22 protein-coding genes and 3 pseudogenes are annotated in these 22,704 nt (G+C 72.4%); 18 read left to right on the forward strand and 7 right to left on the reverse strand.

Annotation, left to right across the window (positions count from 1 at the left end; translation table 11 throughout):
- Positions 1-834: 834 nt before the first annotated feature.
- Both E1286_RS33565 and E1286_RS33570 read right to left on the reverse strand, forming a co-directional pair.
- Positions 835-1,560, reverse strand: a complete 726-nt coding sequence (locus E1286_RS33565; RefSeq protein WP_132618968.1) for an ABC transporter permease — start codon at positions 1,558-1,560, stop codon at positions 835-837.
- Positions 1,560-2,300, reverse strand: coding sequence for an ABC transporter ATP-binding protein (locus tag E1286_RS33570; RefSeq protein ID WP_132618970.1), 741 nt, complete (start codon positions 2,298-2,300; stop codon positions 1,560-1,562). The genes E1286_RS33565 and E1286_RS33570 overlap by 1 nt, the downstream gene beginning before the upstream one ends.
- 66 nt (positions 2,301-2,366) lie before the next feature.
- Here E1286_RS33570 and E1286_RS33575 point away from each other — a divergent pair, with 66 nt between their 5' ends.
- Complete coding sequence (locus E1286_RS33575; RefSeq protein ID WP_132618972.1) at positions 2,367-3,071, forward strand: TetR/AcrR family transcriptional regulator; 705 nt, start codon at positions 2,367-2,369, stop codon at positions 3,069-3,071.
- Here E1286_RS33575 and E1286_RS33580 read toward each other — a convergent pair.
- Positions 3,003-3,296, reverse strand: a complete 294-nt coding sequence (locus tag E1286_RS33580) for a DUF4190 domain-containing protein (RefSeq protein WP_132618974.1) — start codon at positions 3,294-3,296, stop codon at positions 3,003-3,005. The two genes, E1286_RS33575 and E1286_RS33580, sit on opposite strands and share 69 nt — an antisense overlap.
- 116 nt (positions 3,297-3,412) lie before the next feature.
- Here E1286_RS33580 and E1286_RS33585 point away from each other — a divergent pair, with 116 nt between their 5' ends.
- Positions 3,413-4,267 carry an ion transporter gene (locus E1286_RS33585; RefSeq protein WP_132618976.1) on the forward strand — a complete coding sequence of 285 codons (855 nt, stop codon included), beginning with the start codon at positions 3,413-3,415 and terminating at the stop codon, positions 4,265-4,267.
- On the opposite strand, the gene rpsD is transcribed toward E1286_RS33585, so the two are convergent.
- Positions 4,218-4,832, reverse strand: coding sequence for a 30S ribosomal protein S4 (rpsD, locus tag E1286_RS33590; RefSeq protein ID WP_132619000.1), 615 nt, complete (start codon positions 4,830-4,832; stop codon positions 4,218-4,220). The genes E1286_RS33585 and rpsD overlap by 50 nt on opposite strands.
- 78 nt (positions 4,833-4,910) lie before the next feature.
- On the opposite strand from rpsD, the gene E1286_RS48910 reads away from it, so the two are divergent.
- Positions 4,911-5,612: a DUF2470 domain-containing protein gene (locus E1286_RS48910; RefSeq protein ID WP_187368255.1), complete on the forward strand. Its 702-nt coding sequence runs from the start codon at positions 4,911-4,913 to the stop codon at positions 5,610-5,612.
- 4 nt (positions 5,613-5,616) lie between these two features.
- Here E1286_RS48910 and E1286_RS33600 read toward each other — a convergent pair whose 3' ends face one another.
- Positions 5,617-6,255, reverse strand: a complete 639-nt coding sequence (locus E1286_RS33600; RefSeq protein ID WP_132618978.1) for a TetR/AcrR family transcriptional regulator — start codon at positions 6,253-6,255, stop codon at positions 5,617-5,619.
- A gap of 78 nt (positions 6,256-6,333) precedes the next feature.
- Here E1286_RS33600 and E1286_RS33605 point away from each other — a divergent pair, with 78 nt between their 5' ends.
- Complete coding sequence (locus tag E1286_RS33605; RefSeq protein ID WP_132618980.1) at positions 6,334-7,911, forward strand: ABC-F family ATP-binding cassette domain-containing protein; 1,578 nt, start codon at positions 6,334-6,336, stop codon at positions 7,909-7,911.
- Positions 7,912-7,974: 63 nt separating this feature from the next.
- Here E1286_RS33605 and E1286_RS33610 read toward each other — a convergent pair whose 3' ends face one another.
- A complete protein-coding gene (locus tag E1286_RS33610; protein WP_132618982.1) occupies positions 7,975-9,189 on the reverse strand; it encodes an ROK family transcriptional regulator in 1,215 nt (404 codons plus the stop codon).
- 153 nt (positions 9,190-9,342) lie between these two features.
- Here E1286_RS33610 and zwf point away from each other — a divergent pair, with 153 nt between their 5' ends.
- From zwf to E1286_RS33640, 6 genes are all read left to right on the forward strand, one after another.
- Positions 9,343-10,869: a glucose-6-phosphate dehydrogenase gene (gene zwf, locus E1286_RS33615; protein ID WP_132619002.1), complete on the forward strand. Its 1,527-nt coding sequence runs from the start codon at positions 9,343-9,345 to the stop codon at positions 10,867-10,869.
- A 46-nt stretch (positions 10,870-10,915) separates the two neighbouring features.
- Entirely contained in the window at positions 10,916-12,859 is a 1,944-nt protein-coding gene (gene edd, locus E1286_RS33620; protein WP_132618984.1) for a phosphogluconate dehydratase, read from the forward strand.
- A 78-nt stretch (positions 12,860-12,937) separates the two neighbouring features.
- Positions 12,938-13,903 carry a glucokinase gene (gene glk / locus E1286_RS33625; RefSeq protein WP_132618986.1) on the forward strand — a complete coding sequence of 322 codons (966 nt, stop codon included), beginning with the start codon at positions 12,938-12,940 and terminating at the stop codon, positions 13,901-13,903.
- 179 nt (positions 13,904-14,082) lie between these two features.
- Entirely contained in the window at positions 14,083-14,694 is a 612-nt protein-coding gene (eda, locus tag E1286_RS33630; RefSeq protein ID WP_132618988.1) for a bifunctional 4-hydroxy-2-oxoglutarate aldolase/2-dehydro-3-deoxy-phosphogluconate aldolase, read from the forward strand.
- A gap of 18 nt (positions 14,695-14,712) precedes the next feature.
- Positions 14,713-15,549 (forward strand): NACHT N-terminal Helical domain 1-containing protein, encoded by an 837-nt coding sequence (locus tag E1286_RS33635; protein ID WP_132618990.1) that lies wholly within the window; start codon positions 14,713-14,715, stop codon positions 15,547-15,549.
- A gap of 202 nt (positions 15,550-15,751) precedes the next feature.
- Positions 15,752-16,408, forward strand: coding sequence for a hemerythrin domain-containing protein (locus E1286_RS33640; protein WP_165970029.1), 657 nt, complete (start codon positions 15,752-15,754; stop codon positions 16,406-16,408).
- Between the two features lie 9 nt (positions 16,409-16,417).
- Here the strand turns inward: E1286_RS33640 and E1286_RS33645 are convergent, their stop codons facing one another.
- Positions 16,418-17,326 (reverse strand): LysR family transcriptional regulator, encoded by a 909-nt coding sequence (locus E1286_RS33645; protein ID WP_132618994.1) that lies wholly within the window; start codon positions 17,324-17,326, stop codon positions 16,418-16,420.
- Positions 17,327-17,453: 127 nt separating this feature from the next.
- On the opposite strand from E1286_RS33645, the gene E1286_RS50725 reads away from it, so the two are divergent.
- The 8 genes and pseudogenes from E1286_RS50725 (at position 17,454) to E1286_RS33675 (ending at position 22,477) form a co-directional block, all read left to right on the forward strand.
- Complete coding sequence (locus E1286_RS50725; protein ID WP_246075432.1) at positions 17,454-18,083, forward strand: FAD binding domain-containing protein; 630 nt, start codon at positions 17,454-17,456, stop codon at positions 18,081-18,083.
- Positions 18,047-18,391 carry an FAD binding domain-containing protein gene (locus E1286_RS33655; protein ID WP_223190668.1) on the forward strand — a complete coding sequence of 115 codons (345 nt, stop codon included), beginning with the start codon at positions 18,047-18,049 and terminating at the stop codon, positions 18,389-18,391. Before E1286_RS50725 ends, E1286_RS33655 begins: the two co-directional genes overlap by 37 nt.
- Before the next feature lies 1 nt (position 18,392).
- Positions 18,393-18,865: pseudogene (locus E1286_RS33660) on the forward strand ((2Fe-2S)-binding protein).
- Between the two features lie 83 nt (positions 18,866-18,948).
- Positions 18,949-19,791 (forward strand): annotated as a pseudogene (locus E1286_RS50730) (molybdopterin cofactor-binding domain-containing protein); the annotation flags it as partial.
- A 149-nt stretch (positions 19,792-19,940) separates the two neighbouring features.
- Positions 19,941-20,855, forward strand: coding sequence for a molybdopterin cofactor-binding domain-containing protein (locus E1286_RS50735; RefSeq protein ID WP_246075434.1), 915 nt, complete (start codon positions 19,941-19,943; stop codon positions 20,853-20,855).
- Positions 20,856-20,869: 14 nt separating this feature from the next.
- Positions 20,870-21,058, forward strand: a pseudogene (locus tag E1286_RS52215) (XdhC family protein); the annotation flags it as partial.
- Positions 21,059-21,063: 5 nt separating this feature from the next.
- Positions 21,064-21,597, forward strand: coding sequence for an XdhC family protein (locus E1286_RS33670; protein ID WP_223190670.1), 534 nt, complete (start codon positions 21,064-21,066; stop codon positions 21,595-21,597).
- A gap of 97 nt (positions 21,598-21,694) precedes the next feature.
- Positions 21,695-22,477 (forward strand): IclR family transcriptional regulator, encoded by a 783-nt coding sequence (locus tag E1286_RS33675; protein WP_132618998.1) that lies wholly within the window; start codon positions 21,695-21,697, stop codon positions 22,475-22,477.
- The last annotated feature ends 227 nt before the right edge of the window (positions 22,478-22,704 follow it).

A 22,704-nucleotide genomic window follows, 5' to 3' on the forward strand; every position in this document is an offset into this window, starting at 1 on the left:
CGCGGCACCTAGCCGGATTGTTGTGGAACCTGCAGGGGTGGGATTGCGAGATGGTTTCCGTGGTGGTCCGCTGGGCGGAGGTCTCAGCGGCGGCGGGCAGAGCCGATGCCGCGACGGGGACGACGAGGGCCGAGGCCGCCATTGCGCCGGCCGCGAGGAAGTTCTTGATCTGGTTCATTGCTAGATCACCTCTAGCTCGGTTCTCGGGTTGAGGTCCCGACCGCATCGGGACTCGGGACGGCCGCGCCGGTCCCCACGGACCTTGGTCGCGGCCGATTGATCTCACGCTAATTTGCGGGCTCGGAGGAGCTGATCTCGTAGAGGCAAAACTCCAGGCTCGCCCTGATTGCCCTATGACCATGAAGAGTGAGCGGTCACGTGCCGACGGTTACGAGCGCCAGGCATCGAGTGATCAACGCTCAAGCGTTGTCCAATTCATGTGGACCGTTCCCGGCCCTGGCGCCGAGGCGGTTGCGCGATGTATCGCGTCACAGCGTGACACGGTAAGGCGGTGCCTCTGGCCCGCCTCGGCCCCCGTGGGCGAGGCTTGTCCATCCCTCAACGAGCGCTTGGTTCCGGGGGCCGTTCCGCGAGGTTATGCGGCAGGAAGACCATAGCCTCCATCCGATTGCGCTCACCTGACTCGCGGCGGCGCACACGGATCAAGCGACTCGCAGGGCCCTGGGCCGACGCCGCGCCCGGGGTCTTCGCCGGCGCCGCGACGGGTACGCCGTGCCCACGCCGACGCACCTCTGCGGCCGCCCCGGGCGTGCACCCGGGGCGGCCGGTTCCTCGCCCGCGCCTTCGGCGGCGGGCGAGGAACCCGAGTCTGAGTCAGGCGTGCTCGCGGTTGAACACTCGCGTGCCGATCAGCAGGCCGGCCGCCGTGAACAGCGCGGTCACCGCGACGCCCACCGCGACCGTGGCGGTGGCGTACCGGCCGTGGAAGAGGTCGCGTACGGCCTCCAGCGCGTACCGGAACGGGCTGGCGTGCGAGAGGGCGTCGAGCCAGCCCGGGGCCATCGACATCGGCAGGAACGAGCCCGACAGCAGCACCAGCGGCACCACGGCCGTGCTCATCACCGGCGCGAACAGATGCTCGTTCATGGTGAGCGCGACCGCGTACGACAACGCCGCGAGGCCCGCCCCGAGCACGACGACGAGCGCGAGCCCCGCCAGCAGCCCGGCCGGCGGGACGCGCAGCCCGAAGGCGAAGGCCACCGCGAGCAGCAGCACCGTCTGCACGACCAGCGTGACCACGTTGCCGAGCACGCGGCCGAGCAGCAGCGACAGGCGGCGGGCCGGGGTGACGCGCATGCGCTCCAGCACGCCCGTGCGCTTGTCGAAGACGACGCCGAACCCGGCCATCCCCGTGCTCATCAGCCCGAGCTGGATGATCAGGCCGGGGACGAGCGTCTCCCACGTGCCGAACGTGGCGAAGATCGGCCCGAACAGCACCAGGAACAGCAGCGGCTGGATCGCGCCGAAGACGATGCCGGCCTTCTGCCGCAGCATGGCGCGTACGTTGTGGCGGAACAGCACCCAGGTGTCGCGCGGCATCACCGGCCCGCCTCCTCGCGCGGCGCGCGGCCGGTGAGGTCGAGGAACACGTCGTCGAGCGTGCGGCCGCCGGTCTTCAGCTCCGCCGGAGTGCCCTCGGCCACGATCACGCCGTGGTCGATGACGACCAGCCGGTCGCACAGCGCGCCGGCCTCGTCGAGGTAGTGGGTGGTCAGGAAGATCGTCATGCCGTGCTCGGCGCGCAGCGCGCGGATGTGGTCCCACAGGCCGGCACGGCTCTGCGGGTCGAGGCCGGTGGTCGGCTCGTCCAGGAAGAGCAGCGCGGGATCGTGCAGCAGCGCGAACGCGATGTCGAAGCGGCGGCGCTGACCACCGGACAGCGCGGCGGCGGGCCGGGCGTCGAGCCCGGTGAGCTCCAGCCGGGCCAGGACCTCCTCGGCCCGGGCGGCGACCTCGCGGCGACTCAGGCCGTACAGCCGACCCTGAAGCTCGAGATCGTCCTTGAGCGGCGTGGCCGGCGCCAGGCCGCTGCCCTGGGCGACGTAGCCGATGCGCCCGCGCACCTCCCGCGGCTCGCCGGTCAGATCGTGGCCGGCCACCGTGGCGGTGCCGGACGTGGGGCGCAGCAGGGTGGTCAGCATGCGCATGGTGGTGGTCTTGCCGGCGCCGTTGGGGCCGAGGAAGCCGACGATCTCGCCCGGCTCCACCGTGATGTCGACGCCTTTGACGGCTGCCACGCCGCCGTCGAAGGTCTTGCCCAGACCTGCTGTTCTGATCATTTCATCGCCTCCAAATTTAGCGTAGCCCTATTTTTGATGTGACTGCAAACTTGGTACGATGGAGGCATGGCTGAGGGGCTGCGGGAGCGGAAGAAGCGGGAGACCAGGCAGCGCATCGCCGACATGGCGATGGGGCTGTTCATGGCGCGAGGGTTCGACAACGTGACCGTGGCCGAGGTGGCGCGGGCCGCCGACGTGTCCGTCAACACGGTCTTCAACTACTTCACCACCAAGGAAGACCTTTTCGCCGACCGGCACGACGTGGCCGTCGACCTGCCGGTGCGGGTGCTGCGGGAGCGCGCGCGGGGCGAGAGCGCGGTGGCGGCCTTCCGCCGCGACTTCCTCGACGCGATCGGCACCCGAGACTGGCGTCACGGGCTCAACCCGGGCGCCGACGTGTTCGCCAGGATCGTCGACGACAGCCCGTCGCTGGTGGCGCGGATGCGGGTGCTCCAGGAAGAGCGCGAGACGGCGCTGGCACGCGCGCTCGCCGACGAGCTCGACGCCGATCCCGACGACCTGACGCCCCGGCTCGCCGCCGCCCACATCCTCACCACCACGCGGGCGCTGACCGACTACGCGCTGCGCAGGCAGCTGGCGGGAGAGCCGTGGGAGAGCGTCGAGCCCGGCCTCAGAGCCGCCGCGGAGCGGGCGTTCGAGCTGCTGGAGCGCGGGCTCGGAGCGCTGGGCGAGCTAGGCGAGCTAGGCGAAGGCCCCGGCGAGCAGGGCGAGGGCCAGGATCACGATCGTGAGGCAAAGTCCCAGGCATAGCAGCACCGTGCTGATGAGGCCGCAGACGCGCCCGGCCTGCACGTGGCCGCGGTTGTCGAAGAAGTAGCCGCTGGAGTCGATCTCGCGCAGCGCCCGGTTGCCCATGGCCCAGGCGAAGGGGCCGAGGAAGGAGCAGATCACCAGGCTGAGGATGCCCAGCACGAGGATGGTGGTGCCGTTCGGGTGGGTCTGCGGTGGCGGACCGTAGTAGTGCTGATACGCCATCGTTCCGGTCGCCCCCTTTTTCCGCTCAAGTCGGTGTTTATACCACAGGCACCGGGATGATCATCTTGCGCCATCATGGGAGGGCACCTGATCAGATCTTCTAGGAGCCTGCCCCCGTGCGTGAACGCACCCGCGCCTTCCTCGCCCACCGGCACTTCCAGCGCTTCATCGTCGGTGTCATCCTGGTCAACGCGGGCACTCTCGGCCTGGAGACGTTCCCGGCCGTCGTGGAGCGCCACGGCCCGCTGCTGACGGTGATCGACCACCTGGCCCTCTACATCTTCACCGCCGAACTGGCCGCCAAGGTCTACGTCGAACGGGCCGCGTTCGTGCGCGACCCGTGGAATCTCTTCGACACCGCGATCGTCGCCGTCGCGTTCGCCTCGACGGCGGGCGGGCTGTCGGTGCTGCGCTCGCTGCGCATCCTGCGGGCGCTGCGGCTGCTGTCAGTGGTGCCGAGCCTGCGCCGCGTGGTCTCGGCGCTGCTGCGGGCCATGCCGGGGATGACCTCGATCGTGGTGCTGCTCTCCCTGGTGCTCTACGTGGCCGCGGTCATGGCCACCAAGCTCTACGGGCAGAGCGCGCCCAACCGCTTCGGCAGCCTGCCGACCTCGTTGTTCACCCTCTACCAGACGATGACGGGCGACGACTGGGGCAACATCGCCAGGGAGGTCATGAGCCGGCACCCGTCCGCCTGGATCTTCTTCACGATCTTCATCCTGGTGTGCACGTTCGTCGTGCTCAACCTGTTCATGGCCGTGGTGGTGAGCGCCATGGACGAGGAGAACGCCGAGGAGCGGGCCGCGCTGGAGGACACCACGGCCCACACCCAGCGGATCCTGGACGAGCTCGCCGAACTGCGCAAGGAGGTCGCCGAGCTCCGCCTGCGCGCGGAGTCGGCCGCTGGGGCCGCCGCCGTCGTCAGCGAGAGTAGAACTCGACCACGAGCTGCTCGTCGACGGGGACGATGATCTGCTCGCGCTCGGGGCGGTGCGTCAGCGTGAAACGCAGCTCCGGCAGCTCCATCGACAGGTACGGCGCCGTGCGCTCGTCGGCGTGCACGCCCTCGGCGGCGGCCACGAACGGCTGCATCCGGCGTGACCGCTCGCGCACCGAGACGACCTGCCCCGGCTTGACGAGGTAGCTGGGGATGTCCACCTTGCGGCCGTCCACGGCGATGTGGCCGTGGTTGACGTACTGGCGGGCCGCGTAGATCGACGGGGCCAGGCCGGCGCGCAGCACGAGGGAGGCCAGGCGGGTCTCCAGCAGCGTGACCAGCTCGGCGCCCGAGGCGCCGGACCTGCGCACGGCCAGGTCCCAGTAGCGGCGCAGCTGGCGCTCGGACACGTCGTAGTACCAGCGCAGCTTCTGCTTCTCCATCAGGCGCAGCCCGTAGTCGCCGGTGTTGCGCCGGCTGGTCTTGCGGCCGTGCTCGCCCGGCGGGTAGGGGCGCTGCTCGAAGTAGCGGACGGCTTTCCTGGTCAGCGGGACGCCCGCGCGACGCGACAGTCGCACCTTGGGGCCGGTGTAGCGCACGTTCACCTCTTGTGCTTAGGTAACCCTTACTTAGGTGAGCCTAACCTATCATCGCCCGCGTTCTCAAAGGAGGCGCCCATGTTGCCGATCCCCGAACGGGTCCGCACCCTCGCCGCGACCGCCGGCGTCGCCAAACTGACCGTCGACGGCGCCCCGTCGCCCGTCCGGGGTGGTGTGGACCAGCGCGGCCGGCCCGTGCTGCTCGTGTTGCCCGGTGAGCCCCTGCACAGGGTGCGCGACGACGCCGTCGCGGCGGTCAACCTGACGGCCATGCGGCGGCTGGGCTCGGCCACGCATCCGCGGGGGCTGGTCGAGGTGCAGGGATGGGCGGAGGCCGTGCCGGAGGAGGAGGCGCGCTCCGCGGCGGTGGCGGTGGCCGCGCGCTGCCCGGACGAGGGGCTGTTCGAGGCCTTGGAGCGGTACGGGCAGGCGGACGCGCCCCGGTTGTTGCGGATGGACGTGGGCCAGGTCGTCTATCTGACCGGCCAGGAGTCGGGGACGCTGGACGCCGACGAGTATCTGGGCGCCGCGCCCGACCCGCTGACCGAGGTGGCCGAGCGGGTGCTGACGCACGTCAACGAGTCGCACCGCGCGCAGCTCGCCGCGGGCGTGGCGCGGCAGCTCGGCGAGCGCGCCGGCGAGGTGTGGCTGTGGGAGCTGGACCGGCTGGGGGCGACCGTACGGGTGGACGAGTCGCTGGTGCGCTTCCCGTGGCCGTCGGCCGCGCGCTCGGCGCTGTGCCTGGAGACGTCGCTGCGCAGCCTGTTGTGCACCTGCTGAACGGTTACCGGCGGGCCTGCTCCATGCCGTCGAGCAGGTAGCCGAGGCCCTCGTCGAACGTGGCGTCCCAGGTGTGGCCGAGGCCGTGCTCGGCGAGGGCCGGGTAGCGGGCGGCCCGCTCGCGCAGGAACGCGCCGGCGTCACCTTCGCCGCCGCGCTCCCACGTCACCTGCATGATGACCGAGCCCATGACGTAGTTGGCCAGACTGTAGGCGGCGGCCTTCGGCGGGGTGAAGCCGGCCCCGGCCAGGGTCTGGTAGAGGAACTCGGTGCGCGAGAGCGCGTTCGGGCCCATGAGCGGGCGGTCGAGCAGGGTGGCCGACCAGGGGTGGCGCAGCAGGGCCGCCCGCCAGCCGCGCATCAGCTCCCGTGCCGGTCGCCGCCAGCCCTGCCGATCCGGCGCGGGATCGGGGAGGCGGACCTCGCCGAAGACGGCGTCGAGCGCCAGGTCGAGCACGTCGTCCTTGGTCGTGACGTGCCAGTAGAGGGTGGTCGAGCCGGTGCCGAGGCGCTCGGCCAGGCGGCGCATGGTCAGCCGGTCCACGCCCTCCTCGTCGAGCAGCGCCACCGCCTCCGCCACGATGCGCTCCAGCGTCAGCGTCTGCCTGGGGGCCTTGCGGGGCCGCGACCACACGTTCTCCACCCGCGCATAATACGGTGGACGGGTGACCGGATCGATGGTCTAGTTGATGGAACATCGGTCGAGCGGGAGGTGGTGGCCATGGGGCACGTGGACGTGCGCGAGGTGACGTACCTGCTGCCCGACGGGCGGCCGCTGTTGCTGGAGGTGTCGTTCCGGGTGGGCGACGGCGCCAAGGCCGCGCTCGTCGGGCCCAACGGCGCCGGCAAGACGACGCTGCTGCGGCTGATCGCGGGCGAGCTGCGGCCAGCCGAGGGGCGGATCTCCACCAGCGGGAGCGGCGTCGGGGTGATGCGGCAGTTCCTCGGCACGGGCACCGTGCGCGACCTGCTCACGCACGTGGCGCCCGCCCGCGTCCGTGAGGCCGCCGCGGCGGCCGGCCGGGCCGAGGCCGCCCTGGCGGCGCGCGACGACGAGGAGACCCAGCTCGGCTACGCCCAGGCCCTGTCCGACTACGCCGACGCGGGCGGCTACGCGCTGGAGGTGGTGTGGGACGCGTGCGCCACCGAGGCACTGGGCCTGCCGTACGAGGAGGTGCGCGACCGGAGTCTGGCGACGCTGTCGGGCGGGGAGCAGAAGCGGCTCATGCTGGAGGCGCTGCTGCGCGGCCCCGACGACGTGCTGCTGCTCGACGAGCCCGACAACTTCCTCGACGTCCGCGGCAAGCAGTGGCTGGAGCGGTCGATCAGGGCGTCGGGCAAGACCGTGCTGCTGGTCTCGCACGACCGGCGGCTGCTGGCCGAGGCGGCCGACCGGATCGTCACCGTCGAAGGCCGGGGCGTGTGGGTGCACGGCGGCGGCTTCGCGTCGTACGCGCAGGCCCGCCGGCGGCGCGCGGAGCGGCTGGAGGAGCGGCGGCGGCAGTGGGAGGACGAGCGGGCCCGGCTGCGCCGGCTGGTGCACACGCTGCGGCAGCGGTCGGCGAACAACGACGCGCTGGCGGGGGCCTACCAGTCGGCGGTGACGCGGCTGGAGCGGTTCGAGCGGGCGGGGCCGCCCGAGCGCCCGCCGAAGGAGCAGAACGTGCGGATGCGGCTGCGGGGCGGGCGCACCGGCAAACGGGCGGTGGTCTGCGAGGAGCTGGAGCTGACCGGCCTGTTGCGGCCGTTCTCCACCGAGATCTGGTACGGCGAGCGCGTCGGCGTGCTCGGCCTGAACGGCACCGGCAAGTCCCACTTCCTGCGCCTGCTGGCCGGCGAGCCGATCGCGCACACGGGCGCCGCCCGCCTGGGCGCCCGCGTCCGCCCCGGATATTTCGCGCAGACCCACGTGCGGCCCGACCTGCGCGGACGGCCGGTGGCCGAGCTGGTGATGCGGGAGTACGCGCTGACCCGCAACGACGCGATGGCCGCGCTGGCCCGCTACGAGCTGGCGTCGGCGGGCGGGCAGCCGTTCGAGACGCTGTCGGGCGGGCAGCAGGCGCGGCTGCAGATCCTGCTGCTCGAGCTGTCGGGCGCGACGCTGCTGCTGCTCGACGAGCCGACCGACAACCTCGACCTGGCCAGCGCGGAGGCGCTGCAGCGGGGGCTGGAGGGCTTCGAGGGCACGGTGCTGGCGGTCACCCACGACCGCTGGTTCGCCGACGCCTTCGACCGCCACCTGATCTTCAGCGCCGACGGCCGCGTCCAGGAGAGCCCCGCACCGCGCTGGGATCTCTGACCCAACCGCCACGCTCTCCTCACCGTCCCGGCCGTACGGCCGTTCAGGCGGCGGCCGTGGTGATCAGCCGGCGGGGCGGGCGATCAGGGCGTCGGGACGCAGGGACGTGAGGGTCATGCTCTCGTCGACCGCCTCGGGGGAGAGCACGTGGTCGAGGACCATCACCGCGCAGCCGGTGATGCCGGCGCCCGCGCCGAGCCGGCTCGGCTCGATGCGCAGCCGGCGGGTCGCGAGGGCCGTGGAACGGCGGTAGACGACCTCGCGGATGCTCGACACCAGCGGGCCGAACGCTTCCGCCACGTCGCCGCCCAGCACCACGACCGCCGGGTTGATGATGTTGACCGCGCCGGCCAGCACCTCTCCGATGCGGCGACCGGCCTCGCGGACGGTGGCCATCGTCTCGGCGTCGCCGGCCCGCACCAGCGCGGTCACGTCGGCGATCGTCTTGACGTCCTTGCCGAGGGCGCGCAGGTCGCGCAGGAGAGCGGTGCCGCTGGCCACGGAGTCGACGCAGTCGGTGTTGCCGCAGCGGCACAGCACGCCGCCGCCGTCCAGCACCGGGATGTGGCCGATCTCGCCGGCCGCGCCGAGGGCGCCGCGCAGGATGTCGCCGCCGGCGATCACGCCCGCGCCGATCCGCGTGGAGACCTTGACGAACATCAGGTCGCCCAGGTCGGGGTAGACCCCGCGGTGCTCGCCGATGGCCAGCACGTTCACGTCGTTGTCCACCAGGACGGGAACCGGGAAACGCTCGCGGATGATGGGCGGGATGACCACGCCGGTCCACGAGGCCATGACGCGGGCGCTCTCCGTACGGCCCTCGGCGAACTCGACCGTGGCCGGCACGCCCATCCCGACACCCCTGATCATCGAGCGCGGCCGGTCGCCGAGCAGCTCGTCCCAGGTGTCCATGAGCAGCGGGAGCGCGACGTCGGGGCCCTCCTCGACGTCCATCGAGAACTCCCGGCCGGCCAGCTCCTTGCCGGCCAGGTCGCAGACGGCCACCCGGGTGCGGCTCGCGCCGAGCGCGGCCACCAGCACGACGCCGCCCGCGGCGTTGAACTCCAGCCGGACGGGCGGCCGTCCGCCCGTCGAGGGGGCGTCGGTGCGCTCGACGACCAGGCCGCGTTCCAGCAGCTCGCCGACGCGCAACTGCACGGCGGGGCGCGACAGGCCGGTCACCCGGCCGAGGTCGGCCCGCGTGACGGCCTCACCGGTGCGGATCAGTCGGAGCACCTCGCCACTCGTGGCGAGGGTCGCGGCAGTACGTCGAGGCATCGGCTAAGTGAACCACACGGTCTTCTGTCATGAAAAGTCGCGACTTTTTCATCTCAGATACCAAAACTCCGCTTGTGCACGACCCAAACTCTCGTTAGTGTCCGATCTGTCCCTGCTAGGCAGATCATCGGAGCCTTCACCGTGTCCCCCGCAGTGCCCACCAACCCGGCGCCCGCCAACCCGTCCGGCCCAGCAGCCGGTACGGCACACACCGCCGACCTCGTCGTCTTCGGCGGAACAGGCGACCTGTCCATGCGCAAGCTGATCCCCGCGCTGTACCACACCGACAGGGACGGCCGCCTCTCCCCCGAGACCCGCGTCATCGCCATGTCCCGCGGCGGGCTGACCGACGCCGACTTCCGCGGCAAGGTGGACGCCGAGGTACGCGACCAGGTCCCGATCGACGACCCCGAGCTGTGGCGGCGCTTCCTCGGCCGCCTGCACCACGTGTCGGTCGACGTCGGCGGCGAGAACCGGTCCGGCTGGAAGGCGCTGGCCGAGCTGCTGGCCGGGCACGAGGACCGCGACCGCGTCTACTACCTCGCCAGCCCGCCCAGGACGTTCGGCCCCTTCTGCCGGGAGCTGCAGGAGGCCGGCCTGGTGACGCCGCGCTCGCGCGTGGTGCTGGAGAAGCCGCTCGGCCACGACCTGGTGAGCGCGCAGGGGATCAACGACGAGGTCGGCGCCATCTTCGACGAGCGCCAGATCTTCCGCATCGACCACTACCTGGGCAAGGAGACGGTGCAGAACCTGCTGGTGCTGCGCTTCGCCAACGCCTTCCTCGAGCCGATCTGGAACTCGCTCTGGATCGACCACGTCCAGATCACCGCCGCCGAGACCGTCGGCACGCCCGGCCGGCGCGGCTACTACGACCACGCGGGCGCGCTGCGCGACATGGTGCAGAACCACCTGCTGCAGCTGCTGACGCTGACCGCGATGGAGCCGCCGGCCCGCAACGACCGCGAGGCCATCCGCGACGAGAAGGTCAAGGTGCTGCAGTCCCTGCGGCCGATCATCGACGGCGAGGTCGACCGCTTCACCGTGCGCGGCCAGTACGTCGGGGCCGATGGCATGCCGGGCTATCTCGACGAGCCCGCCTCCACGCCGCCGACCGAGGCTTCGAGCCGGGTCGAGACGTTCACCGCGATCCGGGCCGAGATCAAGAACTGGCGGTGGGCGGGGGTGCCGTTCTACCTGCGCACCGGCAAGCGGATGCCGTACCGGCGCTCGGAGATCGTGGTGCAGTTCAAGGACGTGCCGCACTCCATCTTCCCCGGCGGCTCGCCGAACCGGCTGGTCCTGCGGCTGCAGCCGGAGGAGGGCATCGAGCTGCACATCATGGCCAAGGAGCCGGGCGCGGGCGAGGTGTCGCTGAAGCCGGTGCCGATGGCGCTGAGCTTCGGCAAGACGTTCACGACGCGGGTGCCGGAGGCGTACGAGCGGCTGCTGACCGACGTGCTGGACGGCAATCCGACGCTGTTCATGCGGCGCGACGAGGTCGAGGCGGCCTGGCGGTGGATCGACCCGATCCTGGACGCCTGGAAGGCCGACCCGGCGTTGCCGGAGCCGTACCCGGCCGGGAGCACGGGCCCCGCGGCCGCCCACGAGCTGCTCGGCCGCAGCGGCCGTACCTGGCACGACGGGGAGCACGACGGGGAGCACGACGGGGAGCACGCGTGAACGCAAGAAGCGACCTCGGGTTCGCGGACCCGGTCAAGGAGGGTTCATGAACACCGTCATCCAGGAGATCACCGACCGGATCGCCGAGCGCAGCGCCGCCAGCCGGGCCGCGTACCTGGAGCGGATCCGGCGTGACGGCGCGGCCGCGCGGGGGAAGGGCCCGGCGCGCGCCCACCTCGGCTGCGCCAACCTCGCGCACGGCTTCGCGGGCGCGTCCGCGGAGGACAAGCCGGCCCTGCGCGGCACGGCCAAGCCGGGCGTGGCCATCGTGACGAGCTACAACGACATGTTGTCGGCGCACCAGCCGTACGAGACGTACCCGCCGGAGCTGAAGGCGGCCGTGCGCGCGGCCGGGGGCGTGGCGCAGGTGGCGGGCGGCGTGCCGGCCATGTGCGACGGCATCACGCAGGGGCGGGCCGGCATGCAGCTGTCCCTCTACAGCCGCGACGTGATCGCCATGTCCACCGCGATCGCGCTGTCGCACGACATGTTCGACGCGACGCTGCTGCTGGGCGTCTGCGACAAGATCGTGCCGGGGCTGTTCATCGGGGCGCTGCACTTCGGGCACCTGCCGGCGATCTTCGTGCCGGCCGGGCCGATGACCTCGGGCCTGCCGAACAAGGTCAAGGCGCGCACCCGCCAGCTCTTCGCCGAGGGCAAGGTCGGCCGTGACGAGCTGCTGGACGCCGAGGCGAAGTCGTACCACTCCCCCGGCACCTGCACCTTCTACGGCACCGCGAACTCCAACCAGGCGCTGATGGAGGTCATGGGCCTGCACCTGCCGGGCTCGACGTTCGTCAACCCGCACACGGAGCTGCGCCACGCCCTCACGGCGGCCACGGGGCGCCGCGCGGTGGAGATCACCGCGCACGGCGCGGAGTACACGCCGATCGGCGAGCTGGTCGACGAGAAGTCCATCGTGAACGCCTGCGTCGCGCTGCTGGCCACCGGCGGGTCCACGAACCACACGATCCACCTGGTGGCCATGGCGGCCGCCGCGGGGATCGAGCTGACCTGGGACGACCTGGCCTGCCTGTCGAAGGTCGTGCCGTCGCTGACCAAGATCTACCCGAACGGCCAGGCGGACGTGAACCACTTCCGCGACGCCGGCGGCATGCAGGTCCTGATCGGCGACCTGCTGGACGAGGGCCTGCTGCACGCCGACGTGATGACCGTCGCCGGGCCGGGCCTCGACCGCTACCGCGAGGCGCCGGAGCTGGTGGACGGCGAGCTGGTCTGGGCGCCGGTCACCGGCGGCAGCGCCGATCTCGACGTGCTGCGCCCGGTCGCGAACCCGTTCGCGGCCGACGGCGGCATCCACATGCTGGAAGGCAACCTCGGCCGCGCGGTCAGCAAGGTCTCGGCGGTCAAGCCCGAGCACCTGGTGATCGAGGCGCCGGCCAAGGTCTTCGACGACCAGGCCGACCTGCTGGCCGCGTTCGAGGCGGGCGGGCTGGACGGCCAGGACTTCGTGGCGGTCATCCGCTACCAGGGGCCCAGCGCGAACGGCATGCCCGAGCTGCACAAGCTGACGCCGCCGCTGGCCGTGCTGCTGGACCGGGGGCAGCGGGTGGCGATCGTGACCGACGGCCGCATGTCGGGCGCGTCCGGCAAGGTGCCGGCGGCCATCCACCTGTCGCCGGAGGCGGCCGACGGCGGGCCGATCGCGCTGGTGCGTGACGGCGACGTGATCAGGCTCGACTCCGCGGCGGGCACGCTGGAGCTGCTGGTGCCCGCCGAGGAGCTGGCCCGCCGCACACCCGAGGGCCGGCCGCTGAGCGACGCGCAGTGGGTCGGGACCGGCCGCGAGCTGTTCGCCACCTTCCGCCGCATGGCCGGGCCGGCCGAGCGCGGCGCGGGCGTGTTCGGGGTGAGCGGCGCCGAGTCGGCGCAGCACGGCCCCGGGCTGGGCTTCCCGGCCGAGGCGGGCTCCTCGCATCTGGAGACCGGCACGCCGGCGGGCGTGCGTCCCGCCGGATTGGCGCGGTGAGCGCCGCCGTCTCCGCGCGTGGCATCATCCTTCGGTGTACGGACGATCTTGTCGCCGTCCCGGACGCCGGAGGTGTGCGTGAGCGCCTTTGACCTGCCCTGGCTCGTCGCCGACATCGGCGGCACCAACGCGCGGTTCGGCCTGGTCACCTCGCCGGAGGCCAGGCCCTCGAACGTGGCCGTACTGGCCGGGGCCGACTACGCGACCCTCCCCGAAGCCGTAGCCGCCTATCTCGTGGAACACGCGGGCGGAGTGCGACCGGGGGCGGCCTGCCTCGCCTTGGCGGGACCCGTCGAAGGCGACCGCTACCGGCTCACGAACTCGTCGTGGGCCGGGTCCGTGCGCGATCTCGGCGTCCCGTACGCCGTGCTGCTCAACGACTTCGAGGCGCTGGCGGTGTCGCTGCCGCACCTGGACGGCGACGACCTCGTCTCGCTGGGCGGGCCACCGCCCGGCGCGGGGGCCAAGGCGGTGCTGGGCCCGGGCACCGGGCTCGGCGTCGGCGGGCTGGTGCCGTCGCGGGACGGCTGGACGCCGGTGCCCGGCGAGGGCGGCCACGTCACGGTGCCGGTGGCGGAGCCGCGCGAGTTCGAGGTCGTCCGGGCGCTGCGCGCGCAGGGGCTGGAGCACGTGGTGGCCGAGCACGTGCTGTCCGGGCCCGGCCTGGTGCGGCTGCACCGGGCGCTGGCCGAGGTGCACGGCGTCGGCGCGCCCGATCTGACGGCCTCGGAGATCGTGGCCCGGGAGGACGACCCGCTGTGCGCGGAGACCGTCGAGGTGTTCTGCGGGATGCTGGGCGGCTTCGCCGGGAACGTGGCGCTGACGCTCGGGGCCAGGGGCGGGGTGTATCTGGGCGGCGGAGTGCTGCCCCGTATGGTGGAACGCGTGCGTACCAGTGCCTTCCGCACGCGATTCACCGACAATCCCGACATGGCCGATTATCTGACGGCCATCGGCACCGTGCTGATCGTCGCCTCCCAGCCCGCGCTGACCGGCGCCGCCGCATGGCTGCGCCAGCGCGCCCGCACGGAGGGCACGGGGTGAACCCCCGCCGTCACGGCCCCGCCCCGGCGGGCGTTTCCGCCGGGAGCGAGGGGAGCGGCGCGCCCGTTGGGGGCCGAGGCGTTTCACCCGGGAACGGCCGGGCAGTCTCGCCCGGTGGCGACCCGGGTGCTTGTTCGAAGACCAGACGGCCCTGACGCGGCCGACGAGGAGAGAAACCCATGAGCCTGCTCGATCTCGCCCCAGTGATCCCCGTCGTGGTGATCGACGATGCCGAGACCGCCGTCCCGCTGGCGCGGGCGCTGGTGGCCGGGGGGCTGCCGGTCATCGAGGTGACCCTGCGCACGCCGGCCGCCCGCGACGCCATCGCCCGCATCACCGACGAGGTGCCCGAGGCCACCGTGGGCGCGGGCACCGTACGGACGACGGAGGACATCGCGGCGTCCGTGGCGGCGGGCGCGAAGTTCCTCGTCTCCCCCGGCACGACTCTCTCGCTGGTCGAGGCGATGGACGCGAGCGGCGTCGCGTACCTGCCGGGCGCGGCCACCGTGTCCGAGGTGATGGCGCTGGTCGAGCGCGGGATCAAGGAGCTGAAGTTCTTCCCCGCCGAGGCGGCCGGCGGCGTCCCCTACCTGAAGTCGCTGGCCGGCCCGCTGCCGGACGTGCGCTTCTGCCCCACCGGCGGCATCCGGGTGAACACCGCCCCCGACTACCTCGCGCTGCCGAACGTCGGCTGCGTCGGCGGCACCTGGCTCACCCCGGCCGACGCCCTGGCCGCCAGGGACTGGAGCCGCATCGAGAAGCTCGCCGCCGAAGCCGCCGCCCTCGGCTGATCCGGCGATGATGGGCCGGTGGCCCTGGAGACCGCCGCCCTGAAGGTGGGCACGGCGGTCGGCGAGCGTGCGTTACGCACGTGGCTGACCGCCCGTTCGACCGACGAGAGCACCCGCACGCCGCTCGTCGAGCTGATGCGGGTCCGTTTTCCCGACCATTTCGTCCGCCGCAAGGCCGAACGCCAGCTCGACGACATCGCCGACGCGGTGGTGGCGCGGGTGCTGAAGCTGTGCGGGCACGAGTTCCCCGGCCTCGGCGACGACGACCGCCTGGTGGTGCTCGCCGAGGTCCGCGACACCCTGGCCCGCGCGGACCTCTCCGACCGCGCCCTGCTGAGCGCCGACGCCGATCCGGTACGCCTCGCGCGGGCGATCCGCGCGACCCTGCCCGCCCCCAACGACCTCGGTGAGGCGCAGTCCCGGCTCTACGAGGTCGTGCTGGACGAGTGCTGCGACTGCCTGGTCCGGGTGGTCCGCCACCTGCCCGAGTTCCAGCCGCGCGCCGCCACCGAGATGCTCGGCCGCCTGTCCGGCCTGGCGCAGGTTGCGGCGCCTCTCCGTACGCGCGCCCCACAGTCGCGCAGCTGCCGCTGCGCCGGCTCGTCCTGTGGGGAGCGAGAGAACTCGGACATCTCTCCCCTTTCAGAATGTCTGTCGCTCATCCACCTGGATCTCGACAGCGCCCGCGTGCACGATCTTCGTCCGCTCGCCCGCGTCCACCAGTTGACGCACCTCGACCTCCAGAACTGCCGCGAACTGCGTGATCTGTCGCCCTTGACCGGTGTGCCCAACCTGCGCACGCTTCTGCTCACCGACGCCGCACCCGGCCTGGATCTCGCGGCCGCCGGCCGCTAACCCGCAGCTGGCTGCGGCGATCGCCCCTGAGCAGGACGTGCGCAACGGTCACCTGCTCGGCAGGCATCTCAAACGCGAGCGAACGGTCTGACCCTGCTTGCGCCGGTTTCATATTCTTCGCTAGGGTGAACTTCGTCAAATTTTCAACATTACGGGGGAGTAATAAATGGTCGAGAGTGCGCCTGGCGCGAAAACGCGCGAGATGATCATGGTGCATGACGCGTTCAGGCGAGAGTTCGGGCTGCTCGCCGAGCTGGCCCGAGGGGTGGCCGACGGGGACCGGGGGCGAGCCGAACTCGTCGCCGGCCACATCGAGCTGATGAGCTCCGTGCTGCACCACCATCACCACGCCGAGGACACGAGCATCTGGCCGAGGCTGCTGGAACGCTGCCCGGAGGAGATCGCCCCGTCGGTGCACCTGATGGAGGAGCAGCACGAGCGGATCGCCGCAACCATCACCGAACTCGAGGCGGCGGTGGCGGCCTGGCGCGGCACCGGCGACGCCGCGGTGGGCACGGCCTTGGCCGAGGCCCTCGACCGGATGGTCCCGGCGGTGCTCGAACACCTCGACGCCGAGGAGCGGCAGGTCCTTCCGCTGATCGAGAAGCACATCACCGCGGCCGAGTGGGACCAGATGACCGCGGAGGTCGTGGGGAGCACGCCGCAGGACAAGGCGCCGGTGGTCCTGGGCATGATGATGTACGAGGGCCACCCGCAGGCCGTTCAGGAGGCCGTCGACAAGCTGCCGCCGGACGCGCGCGACTTCATCAAGGAGATGGCGCCGAAGGCGTACGCGGCCTACGCCGAGCAGGTGTACGGCACGCCGAACCCGCCGCACGGCGACGTCCTCAACGGCTGACGCCGGCGTTCAGCTCCAGATCGACACGCGCACCAGCGGACGGAAGCGGCTGCGGGGGATGCCGTCGTCCGGGGTGCGCATGACCTGGGTGGCCGCCGGGGTCGTGAGGAAGTCGAGGAACGCGCCCGCGGCGACCGAGCGGTTCGGCGGCTCCAGCGTGGTGGCGTACCAGTAGGCGGGCAGCGGGGTGGCCGCCGTGTCGATCGGCACCAGGTCGCCGCGGCGGACCTGGGAGGCGACCAGGTGGGCGGTGGCGGGGGCGACACCGGCGCCCTCGGCCGCCGCCTTCCAGGCCGCCGTCTGGTTGGCGAAGACCCGTACGTGCGACTCCGGCACCCGCAGCAGCCGCAGCAGGCGGCTGGTGTCGCCGGCCGGGTCGGTGGCCGAGGGGCCGACGAGCCAGTGGTCGCGGCGGCCACGGGGTGAGCCGACCACGATGAGGCGGCAGCGCAGCACCGGCCGGCTCGCCAGCCCCTCCCCCACCACCTGGGCGCCGAGCGCGACGTCGGCCAGCCGGCTGGACAGCAGCACGGGCAGCTCGGCCGTCGCCGCCACGCCGCTGGAGGCGTCCATGGGGCGGCGCTGGGTGAACAGGCAGAGCAGCGGGCCGGCGACGTACTCGGCCAGTCCGGCGTCCATCACCACGTGCAGGCGCGCCGGGCGGCCGGGCTGGACGGCGGTGACGGCCTCCGCGCCCAGCGCGACGATCTGGGCGGCGATGCCGAGCAGCCGCCGGCCGCCCTCGGTCAGCACCATGCGGTCGCCGGAGCGGGTCACCAGCGGGTCGCCGAGGTGCCTGCGGAGCTGGGCCAGCGACTGGGAGACTGCGGGCTCGCTGACGCCGAGCGCCCTTGCCGCGGCCTTGACGGAACCGAGACGCGCCACGAAAACGAATGCGCCGAGCTGGCTGAGCGTCACTCCCTCTTCATAATGCGGCGCATCGCAATAAGGAATCCCTTATTTGCCGATTGTCGCGACACATCGGTAACAGCAATGTGCTGTCATGCAGGTTCCCGCGAAGTTCGCGTACGAGAGAGCCGACAGCGTGCCGCACGCGCTCGAACTCCTGGAGCGCTACGGCCCCGAGGCCCGGGTCGTCGCGGGCGGGCACAGCCTCATCCCCATGATGAAGCTCCGCCTGGCCCAGCCCGAGGCGTTGATCGACATCAACGGCCTGTCGGAGGAGCTCGGGCAGATCGCCGTCGAGGGCGACGAGCTCGCCATCGGCGCACTGGCACGGCACGCAGAGTTGCTCGCCGGCACCATTGCGACCGACCTTTTCCCGATATTTCGGGATGCGGAGCGGGTTATCGCCGACCCGATAGTTCGAAATCGGGGGACCGTCGGCGGCTCGTTGTGCCAAGCCGACCCTTCGGAGGATTTGTCGGCCGTCTTCTCCGCGCTGCGCGCCTCCGCCGTCATCCGCGGCCGGCGAGGAAGCGCCGTTGCCGGAAGGAGAAGCGATGAGAACGCGGCGACCGTAGCGACGACTGGAGGCGACGGCTTCCCCGGCGACCGAACCCGCCGCACGCAGGGCGGCCATGAAAACAGCGGGACAAGAACCGTGCCGATCCCGAGTTCCACCTCGGCCCGTACGAGACCGCGGTCGAGCCGGGCGAGCTGCTCATCCAGCTCAGGGTGCCGGTCAGGCCGGGCACCGGCAGCGCGTACGTGAAGGTCGAACGGCGCGTCGGCGACTGGCCGGTGGCGGCGGCCAGAGCTGTGCTGCGCGTCGAGAACGGCGTGATCGCGCAGGCCGGCATCGGCCTGACGGCGGTCGGGGCCGAGCACTTCTGCGCCCCCGAGGCCGAGACGTACCTGGAGGGCAGGCGGCCGTCCGGGGAGGCGTTCGCGGCGGCGGGCCGGATCGCCGCCGAGCACTGCGAGCCGCACGCCGACCAGCGCGGCCCGGCCGACTACAAGCGCCACCTGGCCGCCGAGCTGACCCGGCGCGCGCTGGCCGCGGCGGCGGAGAGGATCTGACATGCGCATCACGGTTACCGTGAACGGGCAGCCGTACACCAGGGACGTCGAGCCCAGGCTGCTGCTCGTCCACTTGCTGCGTGACGAGCTGGGCCTGACCGGCACCCACTGGGGCTGCGACACCTCCAACTGCGGCGTGTGCACGGTGCGGCTGGACGGCGTGCCGGTCAAGTCGTGCACGGTGCTGGCCGTCATGGCCGACGGCCACGAGGTGACCACGGTGGAGGGCCTGGAACGCGACGGCGAGCTGGACGCCGTGCAGAAGGGCTTCGTGGAGTGCCACGGCCTGCAGTGCGCTTCTGCACGCCCGGAATGCTGCTGACCGCGCGCTGGCTGCTGGACACCGTCACCGACCCCGACGAGGGGCAGATCCGCGAGGCGATCTCGGGCCAGCTGTGCCGGTGCACCGGTTACGAGAACATCGTCCGCTCGATCCGCTGGGCGGCCAGGGCCGAAGCGGAGGCCGAGCGATGAGCCACGGACGCATGCACCGCAAGGAGGACGCCCGCTTCATCAGGGGCCGCGGCAACTACACCGACGACGTCCATCTGCCCGGCATGCTGTACGGCGCGATCCTGCGCAGCCCGTACGCCCACGCCAGGATCGTCTCGGTCGACGCCTCGGCCGCCGAGGCCCATCCGAAGGTCAGAGCGGTCATCACCGGCCAGACCCTCGCCGGGCTGGGCCTGGCCTGGATGCCGACCCTGTCGCGCGACACCCAGGCGGTGCTGGCCACGGACAAGGTGCGTTTCCAGGACCAGGAGGTCGCGTTCGTGGTGGCCGAGGACGCCTACTCGGCGCGCGACGCCCTGGAGCTGATCGACGTCGAGTACGAGCCCCTCGACACCGTCATCGACGCCAGGAGGGCCCTCGACCAGGACGCCCCGGTCATCAGGGACAACCTGGAGGGGCGTACCGACAACCACGTCTTCGACTGGGAGGCCGGCGACGGGGAACGCACGGACGCCCTGTTCGCGCGGGCGGAGGTGACGGTCGCGCAGGACATGCTCTACCCGCGCGTGCACCCGGCGCCGCTGGAGACGTGCGGCGCGGTCGCCGACTTCGACAAGGTCACAGGGAAGCTGACCGTCTGGTGCCCGACGCAGGCGCCGCACGCCCACCGGACGCTGTACGCGATGGTGGCCGGCCTGCCCGAGCACAAGATCCGGGTGATCTCGCCGGACATCGGCGGCGGCTTCGGAGGAAAAGTCGGGATCTATCGCGGGTACGTGTGCGCGATCGTCGGCTCGATCGTCACCGGCAGGCCGGTCAAGTGGATGGAGGACCGCTCGGAGAACCTCATGAGCACGTCCTTCGCCCGCGACTTCCACATGCGCGGTGAGATCGCCGCGACCCGCGACGGCAGGATCCAGGCGATCCGGGTGAAGGTGCTGGCCGACCACGGCGCGTTCAACGGCACCGCGCAGCCGACGAAGTTCCCGGCCGGCTTCTTCCACGTCTTCTCCGGCTCACCGAGGCGGTCGGCGCGGGCCCGCGCAAGCACATGGACATCCTCGGCCTCGGCATGGCCGACGGCGCCGAGCTGCGGATGCACCCGACGGGCAAGGCGGTGCTGCGGGTCTCCTGCCAGACGCAGGGGCAGGGTCACGAGACCACGTTCGCCCAGATCGTCGGGCAGGAGCTGGGCCTCCCCGCCGACGACGTGGAGGTGGTGCACGGCGACACCGACCAGACGCCGTTCGGCCTCGGCACGTACGGCTCCCGCTCGACCCCCGTCTCCGGCGCGGCGGCGGTGATCGTGGCGCGGAAGGTGCGCGAGCGGGCCAGGATCGTGGCGGCGGCCATGCTGGAGGCGTCGCCCGACGACCTGGAGTGGACCGGCGGGACGTGGTCGGTGGTGGGCGACCCGGCCACCGGGAAGACGATGGCGGAGATCGCGCTCGCCGCCCATTCCGACCTGGAGCTGCCGGAGGGCGTGGAGGGCCACCTGGACGCGGTCACCGTCTACAACCCGCCCAACCTCACCTATCCCTTCGGCGCCTACATCTGCGTCGTGGACGTCGACCCCGGCACCGGGCAGGTGAAGGTGCGCAGGTTCGTGGCGGTGGACGACTGCGGCGTGCGGATCAACCCGACGATCGTCGAGGGGCAGATCCACGGCGGGCTGGCCGACGGGATCGGGATGGCGCTCATGCAGGTGATGGCGTTCGACGAGGACGGCAACCACCTCGGGGCGTCGTTCATGGACTACCTGCTGCCGACCGCGATGGAGTGCCCGTCGTGGGAGCTGGGCGAGACCGTGACGCCGTCGCCGACCCACCCGATCGGCGCCAAGGGCGTCGGCGAGTCGGCCACCGTCGGCTCACCCGCGGCGGTGGTCAACGCCGTGGTGGACGCGCTGGCCCCGTACGGGGTGCGGCACGCGGACATGCCGCTCACCCCGGCGAACGTGTGGCGCGTGATCAACGGCGACCCCTTCCGCACGGACCTGGCGATCCCGTGAGCGAGTTCCTCGGCATGCCGGCGCCCCGTCCCCGCGGCGGGGCGCCCGGCTCGCCCGCCCTGGACGACCGGCTGGCGCGGCTGCGGTCGGGGCGGGAGCCGTACGTGCTGGCCACGGTGGTGCGGGTGCGGCGGCCTGCCGGCGCCAGGGCGGGCGACCGCGCGCTGGTGCTGCCCGACGGCACGGTCGAGGGGTTCGTGGGCGGCGTGTGCGCGGCCGGCACCGTGCGCGACCAGGGTCTTGCCTGCTGCGCGCGGGGCGCGCGAGCGCGGCCACGCTGCTGCGCATCACGCCCGAGGCGCGGGAGCCGTACGAGGAGGAGGGCCTGGTCGCGGAGGGTCAGCTCTGCCTGTCGGGCGGCACGCTGGAGATCTTCCTGGAGGCGGTGCTGCCGCCGGTGCTCGTGCGCGTGCACGGCGACGGCCCCATCGCGCGCGCCTTCGCCGCGGTCGGCCGGGCGCTCGGCTACGACGTCGAGTCCGGGCCGGGCCCGATCGCGCCCGGCACCTCAGCCGTGCTGGTCGCCTCGCACGGCGTCGGCGAGGAGCCGGTGCTGCGCGACGCGCTGGCCGCGGAGGTGCCGTACGTCGGGCTGATCGCCAGCCGCAGGCGCGGCGCGGCGGTGCTGGCGCGGGTGGAGGCAGGCGAGCGGGTACATGTTCCGGCAGGACTGGACATAGGGGCCAGAACGCCTGGTGAGGTGGCCGTTTCGGTCTACGCGGAGATCATCCGGCTGCGCTGATCGGGTATCAGCGGGTGGTGGCTCGGGTACGCCAGGAGATGTCAAAACGCAGCCCCCGGAAGCCCTTTCCGCTCTCCGGAGAGCGAAAGGGACATCCATGACGACGCAAACGGTCAGTCAGGTCGTGCCGGGCGAGCGCCCCGCGTCGCAGCCGGGCAGCCTCGAACGCGGGATCGACATCCTGCTGGCGCTCAGCGCCGCCGACCGGCCGGTGACCCTGTCGCAGCTCTGCCGCTCGACCGGGCTGCCCAAGTCGACCGCCCACCGCCTGCTCGGGGTGCTGTGCGGGCGCGGGCTGGCCCGGCGGATGGGCAACGCGTACGTGCCGGGCGAGCTGCTGGAGTCGATGGCGGGTCTGGTCCGCCCGCGCGTCCCGGGCACGCGCGCGGTCGTGCTGCCGTACCTGCTCTACCTGTACGAGACCACCCGGCAGACGGTGAACCTGGCGGTGCCCTCCGGCCTGGAGGCCCGCTACGTCGAGCGCCTCTACGGCCACAACCGGGTCGCCTCCCGCTCCGACGGGCTCGACCGGGCGCCGCTGCACTGCACCGCGACCGGCAAGGCGCTGCTGGCCTTCGACCCGGCGCTGCGCCGGGAGGTGCTGGCGCGCGGCTCGTTCGAGCGGCTCACCCGCCGGACGATCACCGGACTGGCCGCACTGGAACGGGAGCTGGCCCAGGTCCGCCGGCACGGCGTGGCGTACGCGCGGGAGGAGTTCACCGAGGGCGTGGCGTGCGTGGCGGCTCCGGTGTTCGGGCCGGACGGCCGGATCCGCATGGCGGTGGGCGTGGCCGCGCCCGCCCACACGGCCTCGCTGGCCCGGCTCGGCATCTCCGTGCGCGGCGCCGCCCAGGCGGTCTCGGCCGCGCTCGGCCCCTGAGCGTTCCGGCCACCGGAACACCGGCCGATCTTGGGGCCTGAAGCGTTCCACTGGCCGAAACCGCGGATTGCGCGGGTGGTACCCGCGGCGATCACATCAAGGCATGAACGCCCCACCCGCTCCGGAGACGACCGGCAGGATCCGGCCCCCCGCGGCCCCGCCCTCACCCGCGGGCCGGCGGTCCCGGCTCGGATCGGGGAAGCTGCCGGCTGCGACCGGGGTGGGCG

This window comes from Nonomuraea terrae, from assembly GCF_004348995.1.
GTDB classification, from domain to species: Bacteria; Actinomycetota; Actinomycetes; order Streptosporangiales; family Streptosporangiaceae; genus Nonomuraea; species Nonomuraea terrae.

Excerpts from the sequence above, each read along its gene's own strand:
- E1286_RS33565 (WP_132618968.1), bottom strand. The coding sequence starts at position 1,560 with ATGCCGCGCGACACCTGGGTGCTGTTCCGCCACAACGTACGCGCCATG.
- E1286_RS33570 (WP_132618970.1), bottom strand. The coding sequence starts at position 2,300 with ATGATCAGAACAGCAGGTCTGGGCAAGACCTTCGACGGCGGCGTGGCA.
- E1286_RS33575 (WP_132618972.1), top strand. The coding sequence starts at position 2,367 with ATGGCTGAGGGGCTGCGGGAGCGGAAGAAGCGGGAGACCAGGCAGCGC.
- E1286_RS33580 (WP_132618974.1), bottom strand. The coding sequence starts at position 3,296 with ATGGCGTATCAGCACTACTACGGTCCGCCACCGCAGACCCACCCGAAC.
- E1286_RS48910 (WP_187368255.1), top strand. The coding sequence starts at position 4,911 with ATGTTGCCGATCCCCGAACGGGTCCGCACCCTCGCCGCGACCGCCGGC.
- E1286_RS33605 (WP_132618980.1), top strand. The coding sequence starts at position 6,334 with ATGGGGCACGTGGACGTGCGCGAGGTGACGTACCTGCTGCCCGACGGG.
- E1286_RS33610 (WP_132618982.1), bottom strand. The coding sequence starts at position 9,189 with ATGCCTCGACGTACTGCCGCGACCCTCGCCACGAGTGGCGAGGTGCTC.
- edd (WP_132618984.1), top strand. The coding sequence starts at position 10,916 with ATGAACACCGTCATCCAGGAGATCACCGACCGGATCGCCGAGCGCAGC.
- eda (WP_132618988.1), top strand. The coding sequence starts at position 14,083 with ATGAGCCTGCTCGATCTCGCCCCAGTGATCCCCGTCGTGGTGATCGAC.
- E1286_RS33640 (WP_165970029.1), top strand. The coding sequence starts at position 15,752 with ATGATCATGGTGCATGACGCGTTCAGGCGAGAGTTCGGGCTGCTCGCC.
- E1286_RS50735 (WP_246075434.1), top strand. The coding sequence starts at position 19,941 with ATGCACCCGACGGGCAAGGCGGTGCTGCGGGTCTCCTGCCAGACGCAG.
- E1286_RS33675 (WP_132618998.1), top strand. The coding sequence starts at position 21,695 with ATGACGACGCAAACGGTCAGTCAGGTCGTGCCGGGCGAGCGCCCCGCG.